Below are 23,909 nucleotides of genomic sequence, written 5' to 3'. Positions count from 1 at the left end.
CCGGCAGGACGCGACATTCCGGATAACTTCATGATGAGTGTCGACTGAGCCGGGCCGGTCCGCGTTTCGCGGACCGGCCCGGCTTGTGGTAGATCAGGCGGCGGCGAGGTCGAACCGGTCGAGGTTCATCACCTTGACCCACGCGGCGGCGAAGTCCTGTGCGAACTTCTCCTTCGCGTCGTCGCTGGCGTAGACCTCGGCCAGCGCGCGCAGCTCCGAGTTGGACCCGAACACCAGGTCCACCCGGCTGCCGCTCCACTTGACCGCGCCCGTGGCGAGGTCGACAGCCTCGAAGGTCTCCTCGTCGTCGGACGACTTGCGCCACTGGATGCCCAGGTCGAGCAGGTTCACGAAGAAGTCGTTGGTCAGCGACTCGGGCTTGTCGGTGAGCACGCCCAGCGGCGACTGCTTGAAGTTGGCGCCGAGCACACGCAGCCCACCGACGAGCACGGTCATCTCGGGGGCGCTCAGCGTGAGCAGGTTGGCCTTGTCGACCAGCAGGAACTCGGCCGGCAGGCGGTGGCCCTTGCCCAGGTAGTTGCGGAACCCGTCGGCGGTCGGCTCCAGCGGGGCGAACGACTCCACGTCGGTCTGATCCAGCGTGGCGTCGGCGCGGCCGGGGGTGAACGGCACCTCCACGGCGTAGCCCGCGTTCTTCGCGGCCTGCTCGACCGCGGCGGACCCGCCGAGCACGATCAGGTCGGCCAGCGAGACCCGCTTGCCACCGGCCTGGGCCGCGTTGAAGGACTCTTGAATCCCCTCAAGCGTGCTCAGCACCTTCGACAGCTCGTCGGGCTCGTTGACCTCCCAGCCGTTTTGCGGCTCCAGCCGGATGCGCGCACCGTTGGCACCGCCCCGCTTGTCGCTGCCGCGGAACGTCGAAGCCGACGCCCAGGCGGTCGAAACCAGCTGGGACACGGTCAGGCTGGAGGCGAGGATCTGGGCCTTGAGGTTGGCGATGTCCGCAGCGTCGATCAGCTCGTGCGTCACAGGCGGAAGCGGGTCCTGCCAGATCAGCTTCTCGGCCGGGACCTCCGGGCCGAGGTAGCGGGCGATCGGGCCCATGTCGCGGTGGGTCAGCTTGAACCACGCGCGGGCGAAGGCGTCGGCGAACTGGCCCGGGTTTTCCAGGAAGCGGCGCGAGATCTGCTCGTAGACCGGGTCGAACCGGAGCGCGAGGTCGGTCGTGAGCATCGTCGGAAGCTGCTTCTTGGCGGGATCGTGGGCGTCCGGGATGATCGCTTCCGCGTCCTTGGCGACCCACTGGTGCGCACCGGCCGGGCTCTGCGTGAGCTCCCACTCGTACCGGAAAAGGATCTCAAAGAAGCTGTTGCTCCATCGGGTGGGCGTGGTGGTCCAGGTGACCTCCAGGCCGCTGGTGATGGTGTCCGCGCCCTTGCCGCTGCGGAAGCTGGACTTCCAGCCGAAGCCCTGCTCCTCGATCGGCGCGGCCTCGGGCTCGGGGCCGACGTGATCGGCGGGGCCGGCGCCGTGGGTCTTACCGAACGTGTGACCGCCGGCGATCAGCGCGACCGTCTCCTCGTCGTTCATGGCCATGCGGGCGAACGTCTCGCGGATGTCGCGGGCCGCGGCGATCGGGTCGGGGTTGCCGTTGGGGCCCTCCGGGTTGACGTAGATCAGGCCCATCTGCACGGCTGCGAGCGGGTTCTCCAGCTCACGGTCGCCGCTGTAGCGGGCGTCGCCGAGCCAGGTGGTCTCGGGGCCCCAGTAGACGTCCTCGTCGGGCTCCCACACGTCGGCACGGCCACCGGCGAAGCCGAAAGTCTTGAAGCCCATCGACTCCAGCGCAACGTTGCCGGCGAGAATCATCAGGTCGGCCCACGAGAGGCTCTTGCCATACTTCTTCTTGACCGGCCACAGCAGGCGCCGGGCCTTGTCCAGGTTTCCGTTGTCGGGCCAGCTGTTGAGCGGGGCGAAGCGCTGCTGCCCGGCGCCGGCCCCACCGCGGCCGTCGCTGATGCGGTAGGTCCCCGCGCTGTGCCACGCCATCCGAATCATGAATGGGCCGTAGTGGCCGAAGTCGGCCGGCCACCAGTCCTGCGAGGTCGTCAGGACCTCCGCGATGTCCTGCTTCACGGCCGCCAGGTCCAGGCTCTTGAACGCCTCGGCGTAGTCGAACCGCTCGCCGAGCGGGTTGGCCACGGCCGGGTTCTTGGCGAGAATCTTCAGATTGAGCTGGTTCGGCCACCAGCCGCGGTTGCCGCCACCCTGTGTCGGGTGGGGGGCGCGTCCGTGGGCGACCGGGCAGCGCGACTCGGCGCCCGCCTCCGCGTCATGGACGACGGCATCGTGGTTCTCGGACATCGGATTCCTTCCGTGATTTGGCGGATCAGTGGATCGTGAGAATCAGGAATTGCCTGCAGTAGACCAGTCGGGACATGAGCCCCGGTAGACGACCTCGCCGTATCCGTGCGCGGGTGTCCAAGGTCATGACCACGTACCGCAGTCTGGTTGGTTTTCTGGAATGAGTCAAGAATATCGGCATCAAATCACACCGGGCGCGTCGCGCACACCGCCCTCTTCGCCTTGTTGACCATGAAGTTTCTGTCGTGACACGCCGTCGAACACGGACGTAAGTCATGATCGACCAGAAAGAGGGGTCGGCGGCGCTTCCTTCCGTGGATGGGAAGGAGGCGCCGCCGCTATCCGGGGGATGGATGCACCGGGAAGTCTGGAAGCGCTCCCAGGGCGCGTGTACCAAAAGTAACGAATGCCTGCGGCAGGCGACATCCACCGATTGATCAGGTATTGGGGCCAAAGGTTTTCGCAGATTCGCTGCAAAACCGTCCGCCGCCTGGTAACGCCTTGGTGCAAGGCGTGCGCGTTTGGGGTGAAATTATCCAGGACGCCCGATTTGGCGAGCTATGTGCGAGCCAAGGTCTATGCCGCCGCAGCGGCCCACGATGTTCGCGGCCGAGCCGGCCGGACAGCTGGCGCACCGGCACGCCGAGGCGCGGGCGCAAGGCTCCATCGAGGCGAGCACCAGCCCTCGGCCCGGGAGATCGATCACGGTCAGTCGCATCCCTGTCCGTCCCCCCACAAGACAGGGATGCAGACTCCCGACACTCCCTATGTGTGCCCGTTGCTACGCCGCGTTGGCCAGGACGTTCGGCTTCTTGGTTGCCTTGGTGCTCTTGCGTTTGTGTGAGCTCGTCACGGGTCGAGGGGGGACGCCTGCCGCCTCGCACACCTGTTGGGCATGCGTCGCCACCGGGCACGGGCTGGGCCTGCCGCAGCGCGAGCAGGTCTCGCCGTCCTGCCGGGCGTGCGCCATGAACAGCTCCTGCGCGGTGGTCACGACCGGGCTGTCCGGACGTAAGAGTCGGGTGGCCGATGTTGGTGGCTCTGTATCGTCCACGTTGGAGGTTGCTGGCTCGGTCACTTGCGTCCTCCCACCAGAGATCGTTTGCTTGCCGGCCTGCCGATACCCCCACTCACCCCACTCCAAACCCGTTTGGGCCGATCATGACCACACGTCCATGTGCGACGGCGTGTCGCGACGTTAACTTATGATCAAGCTGGTTGGCGGGCGTAGATGATCGCGCCGGGCCTGCTCCCGTCGAGATCGAGCAGCAGCTCGGCCTCGACCGCGAAACCGGCGTCCCGCAGCCAGGCCGACACTCGCTCGGGCCGGCGGCGGTGGACGTAGACCTTCATCGGGTGGCCGCCGTAACCCTCGGTCTTCAGCTGTGATCCATCGCCCACGTGAAAGCCGACCAGCAGCGGACCGCCCGGCTTGAGCGCGCGGCGGAAGTGGCCGAGGACCGTGGGGATCGCGTCATCGGGGATGTGGATCAGCGACCAGAAGGCGAGCAGGCCGGCCACCGAGGCGTCGGGGAGGTCGAGATCGGTCATCGAGCCGACCTCGAACCGCAGGTGCGGGTGGTCAGCGCGGGCAACGTCGATCATCGCGGGTGAAAGGTCTACACCAAAGGCTTCAACGCCCAGCCCATGCAGGTGAGCGGTGATGTGCCCCGGGCCGCAGCCCACGTCCGCGACCGGCCCGCCGCCCGCGGCGCGAACCAGGTCGGCGAACAAAGCCAGAGCCCCGCGCAGGTAGGGCAACCCGGCGAGAGCGTCGCGCAGCTGGTCGGCATAGCTGACCGCGACCGTGTCGTACGAAATCCGGGTATCCGCCAGCCAGTCGTCTACGCCCATGCCGTGAGACGGTAGCCGAACGGGATGGGATCATGGGGCATGACCCTTAGCCGGTTGGTGGACCTCAGCCATGTGATCGAAGCCGGGATGACCACGTATCCCGGGCTGCCCGGCCCCGAGATCACGCCGCACCTGACCCGTGTCGATTCGCGCCGGGTCTATGCGGAGGGCACCGAGTTCACCATCGATCGCATCAGCATGCTCGGCAACACGGGCACCTATGTGGACAGCCCGTTCCATCGGTACGACGGCGGTGTGGACCTGGCAGGCTTGCCCCTGGAGTCGCTGGCCGACCTGCCCACCGTGGTCGTGCACAGCACCGACCCGGCCGAGCGGGCCATCACCGCGCACACGCTGGCGCACTATGACGTGGCGGGCAAGGCCGTGCTGCTGCACACCGGTTGGGACCGGCACTGGCGCACGGAGGCCTACGGTGTCGGGGCACCCTACTTGACCGAGGACGGCGCGCGGCACCTGGCCGACGAGGGCGCCCGGCTGGTCGGCATCGACAGCGTGAACATCGATTCGACCGACGGCAAGCAGCGGCCCGCACACTCCATCCTGCTCGCCGGGGGCATCCCGATCCTGGAACACCTGACCAATCTGGCCGCGCTGCCCGAGCACGGCGCCCGCCTGCACGCCGTGCCCGCCCCGATCCGCGCCTTCGGCACCTTCCCCGTGCGCGCATACGCCGTCGTACCGCAATGAAAGCCACAGGCGACTGGGAGCAGTTCATTGATGTGGTTTCGTGGTTCGTCGAACCCGGACAGAGCGTTGCCGTCGGCGAGGCGCGACCGTGGGACCGCGGGTCCATCGATGACCTGCCCGTGCTGTCCGCATTGCTCGGCGCGGCGACCCTGACTCCCGTCTCTGTCGGAGGCAAGCCCTACGAGTTGCTGGCATGGGGGTCACCGGACGCTCGGCGGGGCTGGCTTTGCCACCCGCCGCACGAGGCAGACGGTGAGCGCATTCCTCAGACCCACAAGGGTTTCTGGCGGGTCTGCGGCGGGATCGTCGAGCGGTTCGGCGAGCCGGAAACCTGGTGGCTCAACCAGAACCAGGTGCTCACGTCCGACGCCGCCGGCCTACGGGTCGCGAGCGTCCTGAATGACTACGACTGGCTCTGGCAAGACGAGGGCCTGCGGATCCCCATTGACCCCGATGACTACTATCCCGTCGCCGTGGAGGCCAACGGAAATCTGACACTCGCGCGTCGCGACGACGGACGGCTGTTGGTCTTCGCGCCGGATCACTCGTTCACGGGTGTCAGGCCATTGCCGGGCTGTCCGCCGTACTCACTGCTCACGATCGATGACGTGCCCGATCTGGCGACCTGGATCGAGGTGTGCGCCGCGGCCTGGTGAGTCGCGTGGTGTGTGTAAAAAGACGTGGACAGGTGCTGCCGTCAGTGGTCTGCTGTGCTCCGGACATTGACGGAAGGCTTTTGAGCATTGGCTGTGACATATGAGGTTTCGGCCGCGCCGTTCGCGGAGTTGCTGCTGCGGCACCGGATCGCCGTGGGCCTCGGGCAGGCCGAGCTGGCTCGCCGGGCGGGGTTGAGCGAGCGGACCCTGCGCGATCTGGAGCGCGGCGCTACCGGGCGGCCGCGCCAGCACTCCGTGCGCGCGCTGGCGGAAGCGCTCAAGCTTAGCGGGGCGCAGTTGTCGGCGTTCCTCGCGGCGGCCCGGATGCCTTCCGCCGCAGCGGCAACGGGCGCCCTGCCGGAGGCCATGACCCGGCTCTTCGGCCGGTTCACCGAGCTGCGCTCGCTGGTCGAGCTGGTGATGGCCGGGCGGCACCGGCTGATCAGTGTGACCGGCCCGGGTGGTGTGGGCAAGACCCGGTTGTCCGCCGCGCTCGTCGACGAGCTGTCGCATCGCGCGTGGGACGTCAGGACCGTGGACGTGTCCGCATTGGACGATCCAACACTGGTCCTGGAAGCGGTGGCCGAGGCGTTCGGTGTGGGTGGGACCGTGCGGCTCGGGCCGATCGATCGGCTCGCGGCCCTGCTGCGTGGCGCCCGGACCGTGCTCGTGCTGGACGGGATGGAGCGGGTCGTGGCCGCCGCGCCCGACCTGTCCGTGCTGGTGCGGCGGTGTACCGGCCTGACCGTGGTGGTCACGAGCCAGCGCCCGTTGCGCGTGGGCGGCGAGCACCGGTTCCGCCTTGGACCCTTGCCGCTGCCCGTGGCCGTCGAGCTTTTCGCGGCGCGGGCGGCGGAGGTCACGGACGGTTTCACGCTCGATGAGGGCAATCGTGATGCGGTGGCCGCGATCTGCCGGCGGGTCGATGGGCTGCCGCTGGCGATCGAGCTCGCCGCGGCCCGCATGCGCCTGCTGACCCCCGCCGAACTGCTTGAGCGGCTGGACCGGCCGCTGACCCTGCTCGCCGACGGCGGGCCCGACCTGCCGGCGCGGCACCGCTCGCTGCACGCCACGATTTCGTCGAGCCTCGATGTGGTCACGCCTGCGGCCGGTGCGCTGTTCGATCTCATGGGTGCCTTCAGCGGCGGCGTCGGGCTCGATGATGTGGAGAGTGTGGCCGGCGATCTGGGCCATGACCGCGGTTCCCTCCTGGAAGCGCTGGCCGAACTCATAGATATTTATCTGGTACGGGCCGCAGCCACGGCAGGCGAGACCCGCTACACGCTTCCGGACACGGTGCGCGACATCGCCAGGGAGCGGCTGGCCAACGGCACGGCCTGGGATCGGGCGCACCGGGCATTGGCCAAGCACTATCTGACCCGGGTGGCCGACCAAGGCTCCGAACGCGTGCTGGCCACCCGCGACGCGGCCAACGTGCGGTCGGCGATCGGTTGGGCCGTCGCCCACGAGCCGGACCTGTTCGCCGAGGCCGTGGTGAATGGGCTCGTCCGCTATTACGAGGTGGCCGGGCGGCTCACCGAGGGCGTGGCCGCGCTGTCGCGGGTGGCCGAGCGCGGGCAGCCGAAGGCGTGGGTCTACGCGGGCCATCTCGCCCGCCTGCGCGCCGACTTCACCGCGGCACGCCGGCTCGGAAGCCTTGCGCTGCAAGGCCTCGCGCCCACCGACCACGCCGGGCGCTGCCGGACCCACCTGATGCTGGGCTCCGTCGCGACCGATCTGCGCGAGCTGACCACGTCACGGCGGGAGTTGCACGCGGCTCTCGTCCATGCGCGTCGGGCGGGCGACGTGCGGCTCGTCGGCCGGGTACTGAATAATCTCGGCACTCTCTCGATGGAGCTGGGCCGGCTGGACGACGCGGAGCGGCTGTTGCGCGCGGCGCTGGAGGCCAAGCGGCGCGGCGACGGCGGCGACATCGATCGCGGCCGGACGCTGTTCAACCTGGCGGAGACGGCCGTCGACGCCGGGCGGTTCGAGGTGGGGCTCGCCTACGCCGAAGAGGCGATGCAGCGGCTGCTCGCGGGGGGATACTGCCGGCTCGCCGCGTTCGCCGCCACCACGGCCGCGCTCGCCCACCTGCATCTCGGCCGGGTCGATGCCGCGGGTGTCGCGTCCGAGCGGGCGACGGCCCTGCTCAAGGAGCAGGAGCCGGACGACCGCCGCACCCCGACCGTGATCGGCCTTCGGCGCAGCGTCGTCTGCCATGCGGCGGGGGATCGAGCACATGCGGTAGAACTGCTGCGTGACGTGGTGCCGGCCGTGCTCGACAGCACGCAGCGCGACCGGGAGGAGGTCGCCAGCGCGGTCGAGATGCACGCCGAACGGATGGCCGCGCGAGACCCGGTCGCCGCGACCCGCATGCTGGGCACGGCCAACCGGTTGCGCCGGGACTCGATCCGCGCCGTCACACCCGCCGCCGAGGCCGTTGCCCGCCGTGTCGGCACCGCCTGCCGAGAACGGTTGGGCGCCGACGCTTTCGACCAGCACTACCGGCGCGGCTTCGCGCTTGACTGGCAGGGTCTGGCCGAGATGTGCGCCGCGATCGAGGCCGGGTAAGCGAAAAGGGCCACGGTGGCGGTGCGCCACCGTGGCCCGGGGATTTGCTATGAGTGGTATGGAGCGGTCCGCAGGGTCGCGCCGAAGTGCCCCAGCGCGAACTTCAGACCCTTGAACACGAGGCCGCGGTAGCCCTTGAGCTTCTCGCCGTTGTAGCCGTACCCACAGGTGCTGACTTCGCCGTTGGCACCGTTGGTGATGATGCCGTGCCCGAAGGCGGCTCCGGTGCTCTGCGCGATGACCGGCCCGCCGCTGTCGCCGTGGGCGACCGCGCACGCACCCGACTTGGTCCGCTTCGCCTTGATGGTCACGTCCGAAGGGCTGCGGTAGTACACCTTGATCGCGCAGTGCTCGCCGCTGGCCGCCCCGTTCGTGCACACGTAGTTGCCCACATAGTTGCTCGCCGCGGAGTTGATCGGCCGCTGCCAGTTGGAGTGCCACGGGCCGACGTACGCGCGGCCCTCCACATTGGAGAAGGCCCAGATCAACGCGATGTCCTGGTAGTCCCAGTCCGACCACATCTTGCCGATCAAGTCGTCGCCCACGTACGTCTCAACGATGTCTCCCGGCTCACCGCAGTGGCCGGCCGTCAGGAAGCCGGGGTATCCCTCGTTGTCGGTGACCGCGAAACCCGTCGTGCATGAACTGCCGGGGGTTTCATACCTGGCGCCACCCCAATAGGGGGACTGATCGTGTTGCCGCCACCAGGTGGCCGAGACAGCGTTGTCGGCGGCTGACGGCTCCGCGTTCAGCGGCACCTCCGCCGACTGGTCGTACTCCACCTCGAACGGCACCCGCGTCCCGCCCGGCAGTTGCGGCGGCCCGGCCGAAGCCGACTCCGCGACGCCGAGCACGAGTCCGCTGCCGTCGGCCTTCTCGTAGGCGTCGACGACATGCCCGGAGTCGAGCCACCGCTGGGCTTCCGCACGCAACTCGTCGGCCGAGTACGCGGCCTGGAACACCTGCACCGGCACGCTTCTGCGGCCCGCGTCCACCGCGGACTGCACCTCGGCCGGCAGCGCGCCCTTCCAGTACAGCCGGACGTCGTGGTTCTCCGGATCCACGATGAGCCCCGCATACCCGTCGCCGCGCCCTGCCGCCTCGATCCGGTCCGCGACCGCGTTGAGCCGGTGCTGCTCCGCGAATAGCGCCGCCCAGGAAGCGAATCCCGCCGGGAGATCCTCGGTGGACACCTCCCCGACCGGTGCCGTCCGCGGCGGCATCGGATCACCGACCGGTGGGCGCTGTGGCCGTGGGTCGGGATCCTCCGCACCGGCGGGTGACGCCCCAGCGACGACGGTCATGACCGCCAGCGCCGCGAATACCCACCGGAGTTTGGTTCTGCGCATCTGTTTTGTCCTCTCGGTTGTGCCACGCGACGTGCGTGGCGCCTTACCAAGATGGCGGCCCGCCGTCGCGCATTGCACGGCGGAATGCGCAAGTCGCCGGTGAACTTCCGGCATTGGACGGATACGCGACAGCATGGCACCGGCGCGCGTCGACGGAGGCTGACGCGCGCCGGTGTTCTTCGGGGGAGGGGACTTTGGTCTCAGACGGTGCAGACCACCCCGAAGCATTGGGCGGCTTGGCCGTTGCCGCTGGCGCGGTTGCCGCCGCCGTCAGTGGTGCCGGCCGTGGCGTAGACGCCCCAGCCGCCGTTGTTGCGGGTGATGTTGCGACGCACCGTGTTGCCGGCATTGGCGACATGGATGCCGTCGCCGTTGTTGCTGTTCGCGGTGTTGGCCTCCAGGAGGTTGGACGCGACGCCGGCCGACCCGACGACATGGATGCCGGGGCCGTTGTTGCTCGTGGCGCTGTTGCTCAGCAGCCGGTTGCCGGCCGAGTTCTGCAGCTCGATGCCGGTGCTGAGCTGGGAGTTGGCGGTGTTGGACTGGATGGTGTTGGTGTTGGCCGACAGGAGCTCGATGCCGCCCGCGTTGGGCGCGGTGACGAACAGGTTGTTGGCCCGCACGGTGTTGCCGTGCGACAGGTCGAGCAGGATGCCGGCGTCGCTGCTGCCGGACACCCGGTTGTTGATGATCTGGTTGCTGTTCGAGCCGGTGAGGCCGATCCCGGCGTCGCCGCTGCCGGTGACGGTGTTGCTGTCGATGACGTTCTGCGGGGAGCCGGTCAGGGCGATGGCCGTGTCGCCGCCACCGCTGACCGTGTTGGACCGCAGGGTGTTGCCGCGGGCGTTGACGAGCTCGATGCTGCGGTCGCTGTTGGTGGTGGCCTGGTTGAGCTCGACCAGATTGCTCAGCGAGGTCTCAAGGTATATGCCGTCGGAGTTGTCGCGCACGGTGTTGCCGCGCACCGTGTTGCTGTTGGAGTCGGCGAGCAGCGCGATGCCGCGCTGCGACTGGAGCTCGACGACGTTGCCGATGATGCGGTTGTTGTTGTCCGCATTGGACAGTTGGATCCCGGTGACCTCGTTCTGCCGCACAGTGAGGGCGGTGACGAGGTTGCCAAGCGTGCCGGTGTTCAACGCGACGCCGTGGTCGAATTCGGTGATCCGTCCATTGCGGATGGTCACGTTGTCGAAGCCGTTGTTGCGGACACCCACGCCCAGCCCGACCCCGTCGATGGTCTTGCCGTTGAGGTTGAGCGTGATGTTGTGCGCGCCGATGATGAGCCCGTCGCCGGGGCAGTTGACCAGGTCGGCGGTGACCGTGGTGCTGACCCTCACCACCGCGCCGCATCCGGGTGCGGCGTGGGCGGTGCCGGGTGGCACCATCACGGCGGCCGTCACCAGCGCGGCGATGGCGAGCCGGGCTCCTGCGCGAAAAGATTGTCCACTCACGAACCGCAATGTAGGAAGCCGATGAGAGGAGTCCCATAAAGCGAAGATGAGAATCTGTTAATGTACCCGGGTGGCGCCCAGTCGGGAGGCCGACTGTATAAGTAATCCTTCACTCTCCGCTGAGACTGGGCTTATTCGCCGCCCCGATGCTCGCGGCTATGACCAACTCAGCTCTGCCCGCGAGCGGGCCGCGACCACCCGGGCGCGCGGCACCCCGCAGGCTTCACAGGCGCCTCATCGCGCTTGCCGCTTCCGCCACGCTGACGGTGTCCATGTTGGTGGGTGTGGGCCCGGCGTGGGCCGCCACGTTCACCGTCAACAGCACGGCCGATCTCGTCGACGCGAACATCGGCGACGGTCTCTGCTTGACCTCCGCCAACACGTGCACCCTGCGCGCTGCCGTGCAGGAGTCCAACGCCACGGCTGCGGCCGACACGATCCAGCTGCCGGCCGGCATCTACCGGCTGGGCATCGCGCCCGTGGGCGACAACCTCGACGCCAGCGGTGATCTGGACATCGTGCGGTCGGTGAACATCGTGGGTGCCGGCCGGGCCACGACCGTCATCGACGGCGGCGTGCCGCCCGTGGGCGCCCCGCCCGAGCAGCAGGGGCTTGACCGCCTGCTGGAGATCCACCCCGACGCGCTCAGCGTCACCGTGAACGGTGTCACCCTTCGCAAAGGCTATGAGGCCGAGTACGGTGGCGCAGTCTACAACGTCGCCGACGGCACGGTGCGGTTCATCGACTCATCCATTGTGGACAGTTATGCCCTCGTGTCCGGTGGCGGCGTGCTCAACACCGGCTTCGGCGAGCTGCACCTGGTGAACACCGAGGTGACCGGCAACGCGACGGGCGGCAACGGTGGTGGCATCGCCGGCGAGATGGAGGCCGAGCTCACGCTGACCGACAGCACCGTGGCGAACAACACCGCGGGCGGAGACGGTGGTGGCGTCTCCTCGGTGTCGTTCGCGAAGCTGACCGTTACCCGTGGCACGGTCACCGGCAACCGCGCGACCGGCTCCGGGGGAGGTGTCTTCTCCGATTCCAAGCGGGCGCTGAGCGTCGACTCGGTGACGTTTTCCGGCAACGCGGCCGGGCACAACGGCATCGACGGTGGCGGGGGCGGTCTCGACGTCGGCGGCGACGGCACGGCGAGCATCGCCGGGTCGTCCTTTGTGGCCAATAGCGCTGCGGGGGAGGGCGGTGGCATCGGCATCCACTCCGGCGGCTCGGTGGCCGTCGTCGACACGGTGATCCGCGACAACACGGCCGGCGCGGGCGGTGGCGGCGTGCTCAACAGCGGCATGCGGGTCACGTTCAACCGGTTGCAGATCACGGGCAACCGCGCGACCGGCGACGGCGGTGGCATCGAGAGCCAGGGCAGCGGCCACTTCAACATTCTCGACACCACGGTGAGCGGCAACCGGGCCGAGAACGGCGGCGGGTTCGCCAACGTCGCGGACTCCACGCTGTCAGTGACCGGCTCCACGTTCTGGGACAACTCCGCCCGGCTCAACGGCGGCGGCGTGTTCAACGAGAGCGACGCCGGCGCGGTCATCGAGAACACCACCATCTCCAGCAACACCGCCGGCTCATCGGGCGGCGGCCTCTACTCCGACGCCGACGCGGGCCTGCGCGTGGTCAACGTGACCATCACCCGCAACACGTCGCCGCACGGCAGCGGCGTCGGGTCGGAGGTCGGCGGCTCGGTGAACTTCCCGATCACCCCGAGCACGGGCGTGATCCTGCGCAACACCATCGTGGCGGGCAACCAGCTCGGCCCCGAGTGCGGGTTCGCCATCGGGTCGGAGGGCGGCAACCTCGACAGCGGCGACTCGTGCTATTTCCGTGGGCCGCGCGACCGGCAGCACGCCCAGCCGGGCCTGGACGCCATCGCCGACAACGGTGGCCCGACCATGACGCACGCGCTGCAGGACCTCAGCTTCGCCGTCGACGGCGGTGTCGCCCCGTGCCCCGCGGTCGACCAGCGCGGTGTGACGCGTCCCAAGTCGACGGCGTGTGACGTCGGTGCCTTCGAACACGAGGGCCCGTTCCCGGCGCCCGACACGACCCCGCCCGACACGAGCATCACGTCGGCTCCCGCCTTCGCGAGTGAGGAGCGGGCGACGTTCGTCTTTGCGGGCACGGACAACACGACCCCGGCCGGTGAGCTGCTGTTCGAATGCCGCCTGCTGGTGACCGACCCGACCGAACCGCCGCCGGACCCGACCGAGCCACCGGATCCGGAGACGCTCTTCCACGGCTGCCCCACGCCGTACGAGGTACTCGGACTGGAAATGGGGGAGAACAGGTTCGAGGTGCGGGCGATCGACCGGGCGGGCAACGTCGACCCGACCCCGGCCGTGCACGTCTTCGAGGTGGGCCTGGACACGACCCCGCCGCAGACCACGTTCGTGATGACTCCGCCCAACCCGAGCACGGGCCGCACTGTCGTATTCGGATTCACCGCGACCGACAACCTGACCCCGCAACAGCTCATCGAGTTCGAGTGCCGCATCGACAGCGCAGAGCCGGAGATGTGGCTGGAGTGCGCGAGCCCGTGGAGCTTCTCCAATCTGGCGACCGGGCAGCACACGGTCGAGGTGCGCGCGGTGGACGAGAGCGACAACTTCGACCCGACCCCGGCCACCTACACCTGGACGGTCGCGCCGCCGCTGGACTGCAACCAGGCCAACGTCACGGTCACGGCGTCGGCGGACACGTGGGCCGATCAGGTGAACCCGGACGAGAACTTCGGCATCGCGACCGAACTTTCCGTGACGTCGCAGGTGGACGGTAACGCTCGTGCCTTCGTCTCCTTCCCGTTGCCCAGCGACGCCTCCGGCTGCGTGCTGGAGTCGGCGACGCTGCGCCTGTCCGGCGAGGGCACGGCGGGGCGGACCATCGAGGTGCACCGGGCCGCGTCGTCCTGGGCGGAGAGCCAGGTGACGTGGAACAACCAGCCGGGCACCGTGGGCACCCCGGCCACCGGGACCTCCGGCGCGGGCTGGCGTGAGTGGGACGTCACCGCGCTCGTCAACCAGATGTACGCCAGCGGCAACCACGGTTTCGTGGTGCGCGACTCCGCCGAGGGCGACCCGACCGGAGCCTCGCAGGGCTACGCCAGCAGTGAGGCCGCGGCCGAGCCGCCGACCGTGCCGCAACTGGTGTTGCGCTACCAGGCGGCGGGCACGCCACCACCGTCCGCGCCGCCCGCGGCGATTCCGGCGACGGTGACGTGCGGGCAGGTCATCACGCAGAGCACGTTGCTGCTCAACGACCTGACCGACTGCCCCGGCGACGGGCTGGTCATCGGCGCCCCAAACATCCGCTTGGACCTGGGTGGCCACATCATCGACGGCCCCGGCTACTTCCCACCCGTGGAGCTGCCGGAGCTTGGCGGCCCAGCGGGCATCCGCAACCTCGGATTCTCCAACGTCATTGTGTCCAATGGCACGGTGCGGGAGTTCGCCTACGGTGTGCACCTGATGGCCGGGACCATCTACAACGAGGTGCACAGCCTCACGGTGGTGAGCAATGCCGTCAGCGGGGTCGAGCTGTCCGATGCGGACGATGGGCGGATCGGCAACATCGTGCGCAACAGCACATTTGACGGCAATGAGATCGGCGTGTCCGTCCTGAACGGATCCGAGAACAGCGTCATCCGGGACAGCGCGTTCCTCGGCAACCTGGGCCTGGCCATCCACCTGTGGGAGGGCGGCGGGCACACGGTGCGCGGCAACGAGATCAGCGGGGTCATGACCGACCCGTTGCTTTCGAGTGACGGTGGGATCGACATCGAGGGTTCGACCGGAAACACGTTGCTGGACAACAGCATCCACGACACCGGCGACGGCGCGATCATCGTGCGCGACGGCTCGCACCGCACCCACATCGAGGGCAACACCGCCTACCGGATCGGCGACGCCGGGGTGAACGTGTCCGACTCGGACCACATGGTGATCATCGACAACACGTTCCATCTCGGGTCGGATGCGGGCATCGCGCTCAGCGGGGCCAACAACAGCATCGTGCGCTACAACGATGTGCGGTTCAACCCGGGCGGCGTCGAGCTCGACTCCACAAGCGACAGTGTGGTCGAGCACAACATCGCCAGCTTCGGCGGCAACGGCATCGGGCTGGCCGGCGATTCGCTGCGCAACCGGGTCGCCAACAACACCGCCAACGACAACGGCGGCGACGGCGTCTCGGTCGAGGTGACCGCGGTCGACCTCAACGGCACACCGATCGGCGGCAACGTCATCGAGGCCAACACGGCCCACGGCAACGGCGGATCGGGTGTCGCGGTCCTCGGCGGCGGGCACGTCATCACGGGCAACGCCGCCAACAACAACGGCGCCTGGGGTGTCTCCGCCGACGAGCTGAGTATCGACGGCGGTGGCAACACAGCGGCCGGAAACGCCGAGCCGTTGCAGTGTGAGCACGTGGTGTGCGGGGCGGGGACACCCGTGCCGGTGGTCGAGCCCGACCTGGTCGAGCCGGACACTACACTGCTGACCCACCCGACAGATCCCAGCAGCGGCGCTTCCGTGGCGCGGTTCACGTTCACCGGTTCGGACAACATCGCGCCCGTGACGGCACTGCGGTTCGAGTGCCGCCTCGACGCGCCCGACCCGGCCAGCGAGGAGGGCTGGGAGGACTGCGCCAGCCCGGTGCAGTACCAGTTCCTCATCACCGGGCTGCACCGGTTCGAGGTGCGCGCGGTCGACCCGTTCGACAACGTGGACAGCACACCGGCGGTGTTCGGCTGGACCGTGGCGGCCATCCCGCCCGGCCCGGACGCGATCCCGCCGAGCACCACCCTGTTCCGCCACCCGGACGCGACGGCCATGACAAGCACGGCCATCTTCGGGTTCCGCGGGAGTGACAACGCCACACCGGGGCCGAACCTGCGCTACGAGTGCCGGTTGGACGGTGCCTCGTGGGGGCCGTGCCTGAGCCCCGCCACCTATCCGGCGCTCGGACTCGGCGCGCACACGTTCGAGGTGCGGGCCGTGGACCTGGCGGGCAACGCCGACCCGACGCCCGCGACGTGGTCGTGGACGATCGTGGCGGCGCCGACCGACACCATCCCACCGGACACGAGGATTGATTCAGCCCCATCTGGTACCACGGTGCAGACCGCGGCCACGTTCGTGTTCACGTCGACCGAGCCGAACTCGACCTTCCAGTGCTCTTTGGACGGTTCGGCGTTCGCGGCGTGCACGTCTCCGGTGAGCTACACCGGTCTCGGCGTGGCCGAGCACGAGTTCCAGGTACGGGCCACGGACGCGGCGGGCAACACCGACCCGACCCCGGCCGTGCACTCCTGGATCATCGGGCCGCCGCCTGTGCCGACCACTGTCGCGTGTGGACAGACGTTGACGCAGAGCACGCTGCTGCTCAACGACCTGACCAACTGCGGCGGCAACGGCCTGGTGGTTGGGGCGGCGTCGATCACCGTCGACCTCGGCGGGCACACCGTCGACGGCGTCGGGCTCGCAGCCGGCGTGCTCAACAACGGGTTCGACTCGGTGACCGTCACCAACGGCACGATCAGCGGGTTCGACGACGGCGTCCGGCTGGGCGCGGGCACCGGGTCCAACGTGGTGACCGATCTGGTACTGGCCATGAACGAGGTGGCCGCGGTCATGCTCGTCAACGCCGACCAGGGCGGCAACGGCAACCGGGTGGCGCGGAACACGCTGATGAACAACACCGGCGTGGGCATCTGGCTGTCCGAGGGCACCCAGGGTGCGTCCATTGTGGACAACACCATCGGGTCCGGATCGGGCGACGCGATCCTGGTGTCCGCCTCCAGCGGCAACCGGATCGAGGGCAACGACATCAGCGGCATCAGCGAGGCCGGGCTCCGGCTCGACGGTGCCACCAACAACACCATCACCGGCAACACGATGGACGGCATCGCCGACGCGGCGGTCATCGTCGAGCTCGCCTCGCACGACAACCGCATCGAGGGCAACGACCTGTTCGACGCCGAGTCCGGGATCCTGGTGTCCGGGTCGGACCGCAACCAGGTCATCGGCAACAAGGCCGGTGGCATGAGCGACGCCGGCATCTCACTCGACACGGTGACCGACACCCTGGTCAGTGGCAACGATGTGCGGGGCAACACCACCGGCATCGAAACCTATGCGGCCGTGGGCAATGAGATGCGGGCCAACGACGCCAGCGAGTCGAGCTCGTCGGCGATCGCCATCGGCGACCACTCGCTGGACAACCACATCGTGCTCAACGTGGCCAACGCCAGCGCCGAGGGCATCTCCGTCGAGGCTGAGGTGCTGCCGGGGAGCCCGAACCCGGGCAACCGGATCGACCGCAACACCGCGCACCACAACGACAGCGACGGCATCTCGGTGAACAAGGCCGGGCATGTCATCACCGCCAACCTGGCCGACAACAACGGCGGCTGGGGCATCTACGCGGCCATCGGCAACACCGATGGCGGGGGCAACCGTGCCAGCGGCAACATCGAACTGGCGCAGTGCTACAACGTGGTGTGCGATGGCTCGGGCAGCACGCCGCCGGAGCTCGCCCCGCCGGACACGCAGATCGTCGACCAGCCACCGAACCCGAGCAACAGCACGATGGCCAGCTTCATCTTCACCGGCGTGGACGACAACACGCCGCTGGCCGAGCTGGAGTTCGAGTGCCGGCTGGACAGCGAGCTGGAGGCGGCGTTCGTGGCGTGTGAAAACCCGCAGTCCTACGCCAACCTCGGCGCGGGCACGCACTTCTTCGACGTGCGTGCGGTGGATCTGGCTGGCAACGCCGACCCGACCCCGGCGCGGTATGTCTGGACGGTCACCCTGCTGCCGCCGGGTGTGCCGCCGAACACGGTGATCAACTCCGGTCCGGGGGCGGAGACGCCCGCGCTGGAGGCCACGTTCACGTTCTCGGCCAACGAGCCGGACGTCACGTTCGAGTGCTCTTTGGACGGCGCCGCGTTCGCCGCGTGCGTTTCTCCGGTCGAACTGGCCGACCTCACGCTCGGGGTGCACGACTTCCGGGTACGGGCGATAGATCTGGAAGGCAACGTCGATCCGACCCCGGCCAGCTACGCGTGGACCATCACCGGCCCGCCGGTGGTGACCATCGGCGCCGGACCGGGCGAGGAGACGACCTCGACCACGGCCACGTTCGCCTTCGCGGCCAACGAGCCCGTGCAGCGGTTCGAATGCTCGCTCGACCTGGAGCCGTTCGCGCCGTGCGCCTCGCCCGTGACCTACAGCGGGCTGGCCGTCGGCGACCACGTGTTCCGTGTGATCGGCGTGGATCTGGATGGGCACATCTCCGGCGACGAGGAGATGGGCATCTACGAGTGGACGGTGACCAACGAACTGGACACCACGCCGCCCGTGACGACCATCAACTCCGGGCCGGACCCCAACACCACGAGCACGAGCGCCACGTTCACCTTCACCTCCAACGAGGCCGGGTCGGCGTTCGTCTGCTCGCTGGACGGGGCGGTGTTCGCGGCCTGCTCGACGCCGCAGACCTACGCGGGTCTGGGCTATGGGCAGCACACGTTCCGCGTGGCCGCCGTCGACCCGGCGGGCAACACCGATCCGACACCGGCCGAGTATGTCTGGGCCGTCACGGCACCGCCGTCGTGCGCGGCGCCGGGCTCGGTCACGGTCGGTGCGGCTGCCGACAGCTGGGTGCTGCAAAGCTCGTCCAGCAGCAACTACGGCACCGACTCGGTGCTCAAGGTGGACAGCAAGGCCGGGGCCAACGCACGGGCGCTGGTCCGGTTCAACCTGCCGGCCATCCCGGCCGGATGCCAGGTGGTCGACGCGCAGCTGCGGCTGTACTCGTCCTCGTACAAGCCGGGCCGGACGCTGCAGGCGTTCCAGCTCGGCGGGTCGTGGACGGAGTCGACCGTGCGCTGGAGCAACCAGCCGGCCACGACCGGGACGGCGGCCACCGTCGCCTCGGCGAGCACGTCGGGTTACCTCCAGTGGGGCGTCACCGCGCATGTCGGCGCGATGTACTCGGGTGGCAACCACGGGTTCCTGATCCGGGACAGCGTCGAGGGCGCGAGCGGCGTGGAGCAGAGCTTCCACTCGCGCGAGAAAGGTACCGACAACCCACCCCGATTGGTGATCACCTTCGGCTGATCATCGGTCAATGATCGTGTGCCCTCCGGCGACCCCTGCCGGAGGGCACACCCATGTCTGGCCGATCCGCCGAGGGTCGTGGTAGGACGGTCCACCCTACACTGTGTCACGCCAGCAACACGGGCTGATGCTCATTGGGAGGGGAGTTGCGGGCGGTACTGTCCCGGGCTCCACGTGAGCAGAAAGAGCCTGGTTGGTTCGGGCTGGCTCGCCACCTGCGATCCCGGCTCCTGCTGTCATATCTGTGCCTGATCGTGCTCTGCGGCGGGCTGGCCGTCGTGGGCCTGCGCGAGGTGCTGGTCAGCCGGCTGGAGGACCGCGTCTCCGAGGCGATCCGGCAGGAGTTCCAAGAGGTCAACCGGCTCCTGTCGACGGGGGTCGACCCGCGCACCGGGCTGCCGTTCCGCTCGCTGGCCGCGGCCATCGACGTGTTCCTCGACCGCAACGTGCCGAGCAACGAAGAGGCGTTCGTGGTCTTCATCCCCGACCGCAGCACCCGCGTCTCGCTGGACCGCTTCCCGCTGCGGGAGCTGCCCGGCGACGTGATGGCCCGGATAGCCGCGAGCGCACCGGGGCGGATCGGCACCTTCGAGACCGACCTCGGCCTGGCCTACTACGGCGCGCAGGAGGTGTCGCTCGGCGAGCGGACCGGGCTGTTCGTGGTCACGATCCTGCCGGTCAGCGAGCACGGCGAGATCGTCGGTGTGCAGACCTACGGCGTGTTCGTCGTGGCGGCCATCGTGCTCGTCGCGTCGGCGTTCGCCTGGCTGCTGACCGGGCGGCTGCTCGTGCCGGTGCGCCAGCTGACCCAGACCGCCCGGCTCATCTCGCAATCCGAACAGTCGCAACGCATCCCGATCCCGGTGCGCGGCAGCGACGAGGCCGCCGAGATGGCGCGCACCTTCAACGCCATGATGGACCGGCTCGAACTCGTGCTGCGCAAGCAACGCGAGTTCATTTTGGACGCCAGTCACGAGCTGCGCGGGCCGCTGACCATCTGCATGGGCCACCTCGGCTTGCTGGAGCACGGTGTCGTTGGCGACGATCCGCTGGAGCGCAGCGAGACCATCGCGCTGGTGACCGACGAGCTGGAGCGCATGGGCCGGATCGTGGAGGACCTGCGGCTGCTGGCCGACATCGCGCAGCCCGACTTCCTGCGCCTGGAATCGATCGACCTGCATTCGTTCACCCACGAGCTGGCGGGCAAGCTGTCCTCGTTGGCCCATCGCATGTGGACGGTCGACGATGCCGCGACCGGTGCGGTGCTCGGCGACCGGCACCGGCTCACCCAGGCCGTGGTCAACCTGGCGCAGAACGCCGTGCATCACACGTCGAGCACCGACACCATCGCGCTCGCGACGTCGCGCACCGGCGACGAATGGCGGATCAGCGTACGCGACACCGGCAGCGGCATCGCAGAGGCCGACCTGGTCCGGATTTTCGAGCGGTTCCAGCGCGGAGCGCAGGCGCATCGCCGATACCGAGGCTCGGGCCTGGGCCTTGCCATCGTCAGGGCACTGGTGCAGGCGCACGGCGGCCGTGTCGAGGTGACCAGCCGGCCGGGGGGCGGGTCGACGTTCGTGCTCGTGCTTCCCGCCGCCCCACGAAAGGACCACGAGCCATGGCGCGAATCCTGATCGCCGAGGACGACCCGCTGATCGCGTCGTTCCTGGAAAAGGGATTGCGGGCCAAGGGATGGCCCACGGTCCACGTCGACAACGGGCACGCCGCCGAGGAGCTGGGCGCCTCGGGACAGTTCGATCTGCTGATCCTCGACATTGGACTGCCCGGCAAGGGCGGGCTGGAGGTGCTGCGGGGACTGCGCGGGCGCGGGCATCGCGTGCCGGTGCTCGTGCTCACCGGGCGGCCCCAACTGTCCGATGTGGTCGATACGCTCGATCTCGGCGCGGACGACTACATGACCAAACCGTTCCGGTTCGAGGAACTGCTCGCGCGGGTGCGGGCGCGGCTGCGCGACCTCGGCACGCCACAGACCCACGTGATCAGTGCGGGCGTGGTGGAGCTCGATCTGCTGGCCCGCCGCGCGACGGTCGGCGGGCGGCCGGTCGAGCTGACCGCGCGCGAGTTCACGTTGCTGGAAATCCTTGCGCGCCACCCGGATCAGGTGCTCAGCCGGGAGCAGCTGCTGTCGCGGGCGTGGGGCTACGACTTCGACCCGACGTCGAACATCATCAACGTGTATGTGAGCTCGCTGCGCAAGAAGCTCGGCACGGGAGTCATCGAGACGCTGCGCGGGTTCGGGTACCGGATGAGAACTCATTAATCCCCCAGGCGGTAACCCATCCCCCTGACCGTGGCGATGAGGTCGTTTCCGAGCTTTTTTCTCAGGTAGCCGATATAGACGTCCACGATGTTGGATCCCGGATCGTGTGCCAGGCCCCAGACCCGGTCCAGCAGCTGTTCGCGGCTGAGCACCTGCCGCGGGTGCCGCATGAACGTCTCGGCGAGCAGGAACTCGCGCGCGGTGAGCTCGACCTGGCGCCCGTCGACCGTGGCCACCCGCCGCACCAGGTCCAGCGACACGCCCGCCGCCTCCAGCACGGTGAGCTTGGTCTGCCCGTGCTCGCGCAGCCGAGCCCGCACCCGCGCCAGCAGTTCCTCGAAGCTGAACGGCTTGGTCATGTAGTCGTCGGCGCCGAGGTCCAGACCCGCGACCCGGTCGGGCACGCCGTCGCGCGCGGTCAGCACGATCACGGGGAGCCGGTCGCCGCGCGCCCGGATCTGGGCCAGCGCCGCCATGCCGTCCTGTCCGGGCAGGCCCAGGTCGAGGATCAGCAGGTCGAAATCCGCGCTGCGGCCGTAGTCGGCGGCCTCCACGCCCGTGGTCACCACGGTGGTGACGTAGCCGGCGGCGCGCAGCCCCTTGGTGAGAAACGACGCGATGCGCGGCTCGTCCTCGGCGATGAGCACTCGGTTCACCGGCCGGGCCCCTCCTGTCGTGCGAGTTTGAGCGTGAACGTGGAACCCGCGCCGGGCGCGCTTCGCACCTCGACGGTCCCGCCATGAGCATGCGCGATCGCGGCCACGATGGCCAAACCCAGGCCCGAGCCCTCGTGCCCGCGGCCGGCCCGTGCGAAACGCTGGAAGATGCGCTCCTGATCCTGCGGCTCGATGCCCGTGCCATCGTCGGACACCGACAGCAGCACAGCGGACTCGGCCACCTCGACCGAGAGGCTGATGCGCTTGCCCCGCTCGGTGAACTGGACCGCATTCTGCGCGAGTTGCATGACGGCCTGGGTGAGCCGTTGGCGGTCGGCCCACACCCAGGCCGGGTCTGTGGCGTTGAGTTGCCAGTCGCGCTCGCCCAGAGCCGTCGCCTTCACGAACGCCTCGGCCATCAGCGCGGCGGCGTCGACGAGGCCGGGCTGCACGAAGTCGGGCTGCTCGGTGCGCGCCAGCAGGAGCAGGTCGTTGACCATGCGGTTCATCCGGTCCAGTTCGTCGGTGACGAGCGCGATGGTCTCGCGGCGCTCGACCGGGTCGTCGCCCATGAGCTCCAGGTGCCCGCGCACGATGGTGATCGGCGTGCGCAGCTCGTGGCCGGCGTCGCTGAGGAACGTCTGCTGGTTGACGAACGCCCGCTGCAGCCGGTCGAGCATCAGATTGAAGGTACGCGACAGCTGCGCCACCTCGTCGCCGCCGTGCACGCTGATGCGCCGGGACAGGTCGGTCTCCCCGATGGCGCGGGCGGTCTCGGTGACCGTCCGAAGTGGACGAAGTGCGCGACCCATGGCGAGATAGCCCCCGGCGGCCACGACGACGATCACGAGCAGGCAGGACAGCCCCATCAGCCGCACAGCGCGGTCGATCTCGGCGTGGCGGGGGCCGGTGAAGTCCAGCACGACGAACTGCCCACGCACCACGCCGTTGATGACGACTGGCGTGGCGAGCCAGTAGACCGGGCCGCGCGGATGCCCCGAAACCCGGCCCTCGGCGCTCTCGGCGACGGTGGGCCAGTTGCGCAGCAGGTCGCCCGTGAGAGCAAGCTCCGCCGGGTCGGCCGTGCCCCGGTAGAACCGGCCGTCCACGAACAAAAGCACCGCCTCCCCCGCAGCGGGCTCATTGCGCATCAAATAGGTGTCGGCGATGGCGCGCAGGTTGCCCCCGAACGGCTGGCCGGTCGTCGGGTCGCGCCCGTCGACGAGCCGGCGGAACTCGGTGACCTCCTGGCGCATGTCGGCGGCAACGCGGTTCTCCAACTGGTTGAGCAGCACCTGCCGGATCACCAGCACCGAGGCGAGGCTGGCCAGCGCGAGCAGGGCCAGGGCCCAGCCCAGCAGCCGCAATCGCAGGCTGAGCGCCGGCCTGTGCCATCGCTGCTCAGTCGTCGTCTCCGTCGTTGTCATCCCGTTCGTCGTCGTCTCCGTCATCGCCACGGTCGTCGTCCGTGCCGCCGTCATCGCCGGAACCGGTACCTTCCCTGTCGTCGGCATCGTCACCCCCGCCCATGTGGCCGTTGTCCGGGCCGTCGTCGTCCAGGCCATCGTCGTCGCCCTGATCGTCGCCGTCCATCGGCCCTTCCGGGCTCACCGGGCTCACCGGGCTCATTGGGTCGACGGCGCCCGCCGGGTTGACGACGATGGGCGGCACGTCGGCGGCCGGCAGCAGCGCGGGCAGTCCCAGCGCCGTGACCAGTGCGGTCAGTGCGACCAGCGCGACACCGGTCGCGATTTGCTGTGCACTCATGCCGGCACCTCCGCCGGCTCCGGCGTCACTCCGCTGCGCTTGGCTTCGGAGCGGCCCACTCGCATGGTTCGCCTGGGCAAGCTCTCACTCATGCTGACAGCCTGCGCGACCCGCGTGACGCGCCGGTGAGGCCCGGATGAGAAC

At 69.0% G+C, this 23,909-nt stretch carries 14 protein-coding genes; 6 read left to right on the top strand and 8 right to left on the bottom strand.

From position 1 onward, the window contains the following. Positions 1–93: 93 nt before the first annotated feature. The 3 genes from katG to DM816_RS01290 all read right to left on the bottom strand — a co-directional run bounded on the left by katG (position 94) and on the right by DM816_RS01290 (position 4,179). Entirely contained in the window at positions 94–2,325 is a 2,232-nt protein-coding gene (gene katG, locus DM816_RS01300) for a catalase/peroxidase HPI (protein ID WP_117208169.1), read from the bottom strand. A gap of 781 nt (positions 2,326–3,106) precedes the next feature. Beyond that, positions 3,107–3,403 (bottom strand): hypothetical protein, encoded by a 297-nt coding sequence (locus DM816_RS01295; RefSeq protein WP_162906991.1) that lies wholly within the window; start codon positions 3,401–3,403, stop codon positions 3,107–3,109. A 131-nt stretch (positions 3,404–3,534) separates the two neighbouring features. After that, complete coding sequence (locus tag DM816_RS01290) at positions 3,535–4,179, bottom strand: class I SAM-dependent methyltransferase (protein WP_117208167.1); 645 nt, start codon at positions 4,177–4,179, stop codon at positions 3,535–3,537. A gap of 39 nt (positions 4,180–4,218) precedes the next feature. Here DM816_RS01290 and DM816_RS01285 point away from each other — a divergent pair, with 39 nt between their 5' ends. The 3 genes from DM816_RS01285 (at position 4,219) to DM816_RS01275 (ending at position 8,117) form a co-directional block, all read left to right on the top strand. Beyond that, complete coding sequence (locus DM816_RS01285) at positions 4,219–4,887, top strand: cyclase family protein (RefSeq protein WP_117208166.1); 669 nt, start codon at positions 4,219–4,221, stop codon at positions 4,885–4,887. After that, positions 4,884–5,543, top strand: coding sequence for a hypothetical protein (locus DM816_RS01280; protein WP_117208165.1), 660 nt, complete (start codon positions 4,884–4,886; stop codon positions 5,541–5,543). Before DM816_RS01285 ends, DM816_RS01280 begins: the two co-directional genes overlap by 4 nt. Before the next feature lie 93 nt (positions 5,544–5,636). Next, positions 5,637–8,117, top strand: coding sequence for an ATP-binding protein (locus tag DM816_RS01275; RefSeq protein ID WP_162906990.1), 2,481 nt, complete (start codon positions 5,637–5,639; stop codon positions 8,115–8,117). Positions 8,118–8,164: 47 nt separating this feature from the next. Here the strand turns inward: DM816_RS01275 and DM816_RS01270 are convergent, their stop codons facing one another. Then, positions 8,165–9,466 carry a S1 family peptidase gene (locus DM816_RS01270; protein ID WP_117208163.1) on the bottom strand — a complete coding sequence of 434 codons (1,302 nt, stop codon included), beginning with the start codon at positions 9,464–9,466 and terminating at the stop codon, positions 8,165–8,167. A gap of 200 nt (positions 9,467–9,666) precedes the next feature. Then, positions 9,667–10,917, bottom strand: a complete 1,251-nt coding sequence (locus DM816_RS01265) for a right-handed parallel beta-helix repeat-containing protein (RefSeq protein ID WP_162906989.1) — start codon at positions 10,915–10,917, stop codon at positions 9,667–9,669. A 158-nt stretch (positions 10,918–11,075) separates the two neighbouring features. Between DM816_RS01265 and DM816_RS01260 the strand changes: the two genes are divergently transcribed. The 3 genes from DM816_RS01260 (at position 11,076) to DM816_RS01250 (ending at position 21,342) form a co-directional block, all read left to right on the top strand. Beyond that, positions 11,076–19,058, top strand: coding sequence for a CBM96 family carbohydrate-binding protein (locus tag DM816_RS01260; RefSeq protein WP_162906988.1), 7,983 nt, complete (start codon positions 11,076–11,078; stop codon positions 19,056–19,058). A gap of 146 nt (positions 19,059–19,204) precedes the next feature. Beyond that, on the top strand, positions 19,205–20,695 hold the full coding sequence (locus DM816_RS01255; protein ID WP_162906987.1) for a sensor histidine kinase: 1,491 nt from the start codon (positions 19,205–19,207) through the stop codon (positions 20,693–20,695). Beyond that, positions 20,680–21,342, top strand: a complete 663-nt coding sequence (locus tag DM816_RS01250) for a response regulator transcription factor (RefSeq protein WP_117208159.1) — start codon at positions 20,680–20,682, stop codon at positions 21,340–21,342. The genes DM816_RS01255 and DM816_RS01250 overlap by 16 nt, the downstream gene beginning before the upstream one ends. On the opposite strand, the gene DM816_RS01245 is transcribed toward DM816_RS01250, so the two are convergent. From DM816_RS01245 to DM816_RS01235, 3 genes are read right to left on the bottom strand one after another with little or no spacing between them, the layout of a single operon-like run. After that, positions 21,339–21,998 (bottom strand): response regulator transcription factor, encoded by a 660-nt coding sequence (locus tag DM816_RS01245; RefSeq protein ID WP_117208158.1) that lies wholly within the window; start codon positions 21,996–21,998, stop codon positions 21,339–21,341. The genes DM816_RS01250 and DM816_RS01245 overlap by 4 nt on opposite strands. Then, a complete protein-coding gene (locus tag DM816_RS01240) occupies positions 21,995–23,425 on the bottom strand; it encodes a sensor histidine kinase (RefSeq protein ID WP_162906986.1) in 1,431 nt (476 codons plus the stop codon). The genes DM816_RS01245 and DM816_RS01240 overlap by 4 nt, the downstream gene beginning before the upstream one ends. After that, positions 23,400–23,765, bottom strand: a complete 366-nt coding sequence (locus tag DM816_RS01235) for a hypothetical protein (RefSeq protein WP_117208156.1) — start codon at positions 23,763–23,765, stop codon at positions 23,400–23,402. The genes DM816_RS01240 and DM816_RS01235 overlap by 26 nt, the downstream gene beginning before the upstream one ends. Between the last annotated feature and the right edge of the window lie 144 nt (positions 23,766–23,909).

It is taken from the genome of Allorhizocola rhizosphaerae, from assembly GCF_003426775.1.
Taxonomy (GTDB): domain Bacteria; phylum Actinomycetota; class Actinomycetes; order Mycobacteriales; family Micromonosporaceae; genus Allorhizocola; species Allorhizocola rhizosphaerae.
Note: the sequence above shows the minus strand (reverse complement) of the source record. Positions and strands in the feature narration are given on the sequence as shown.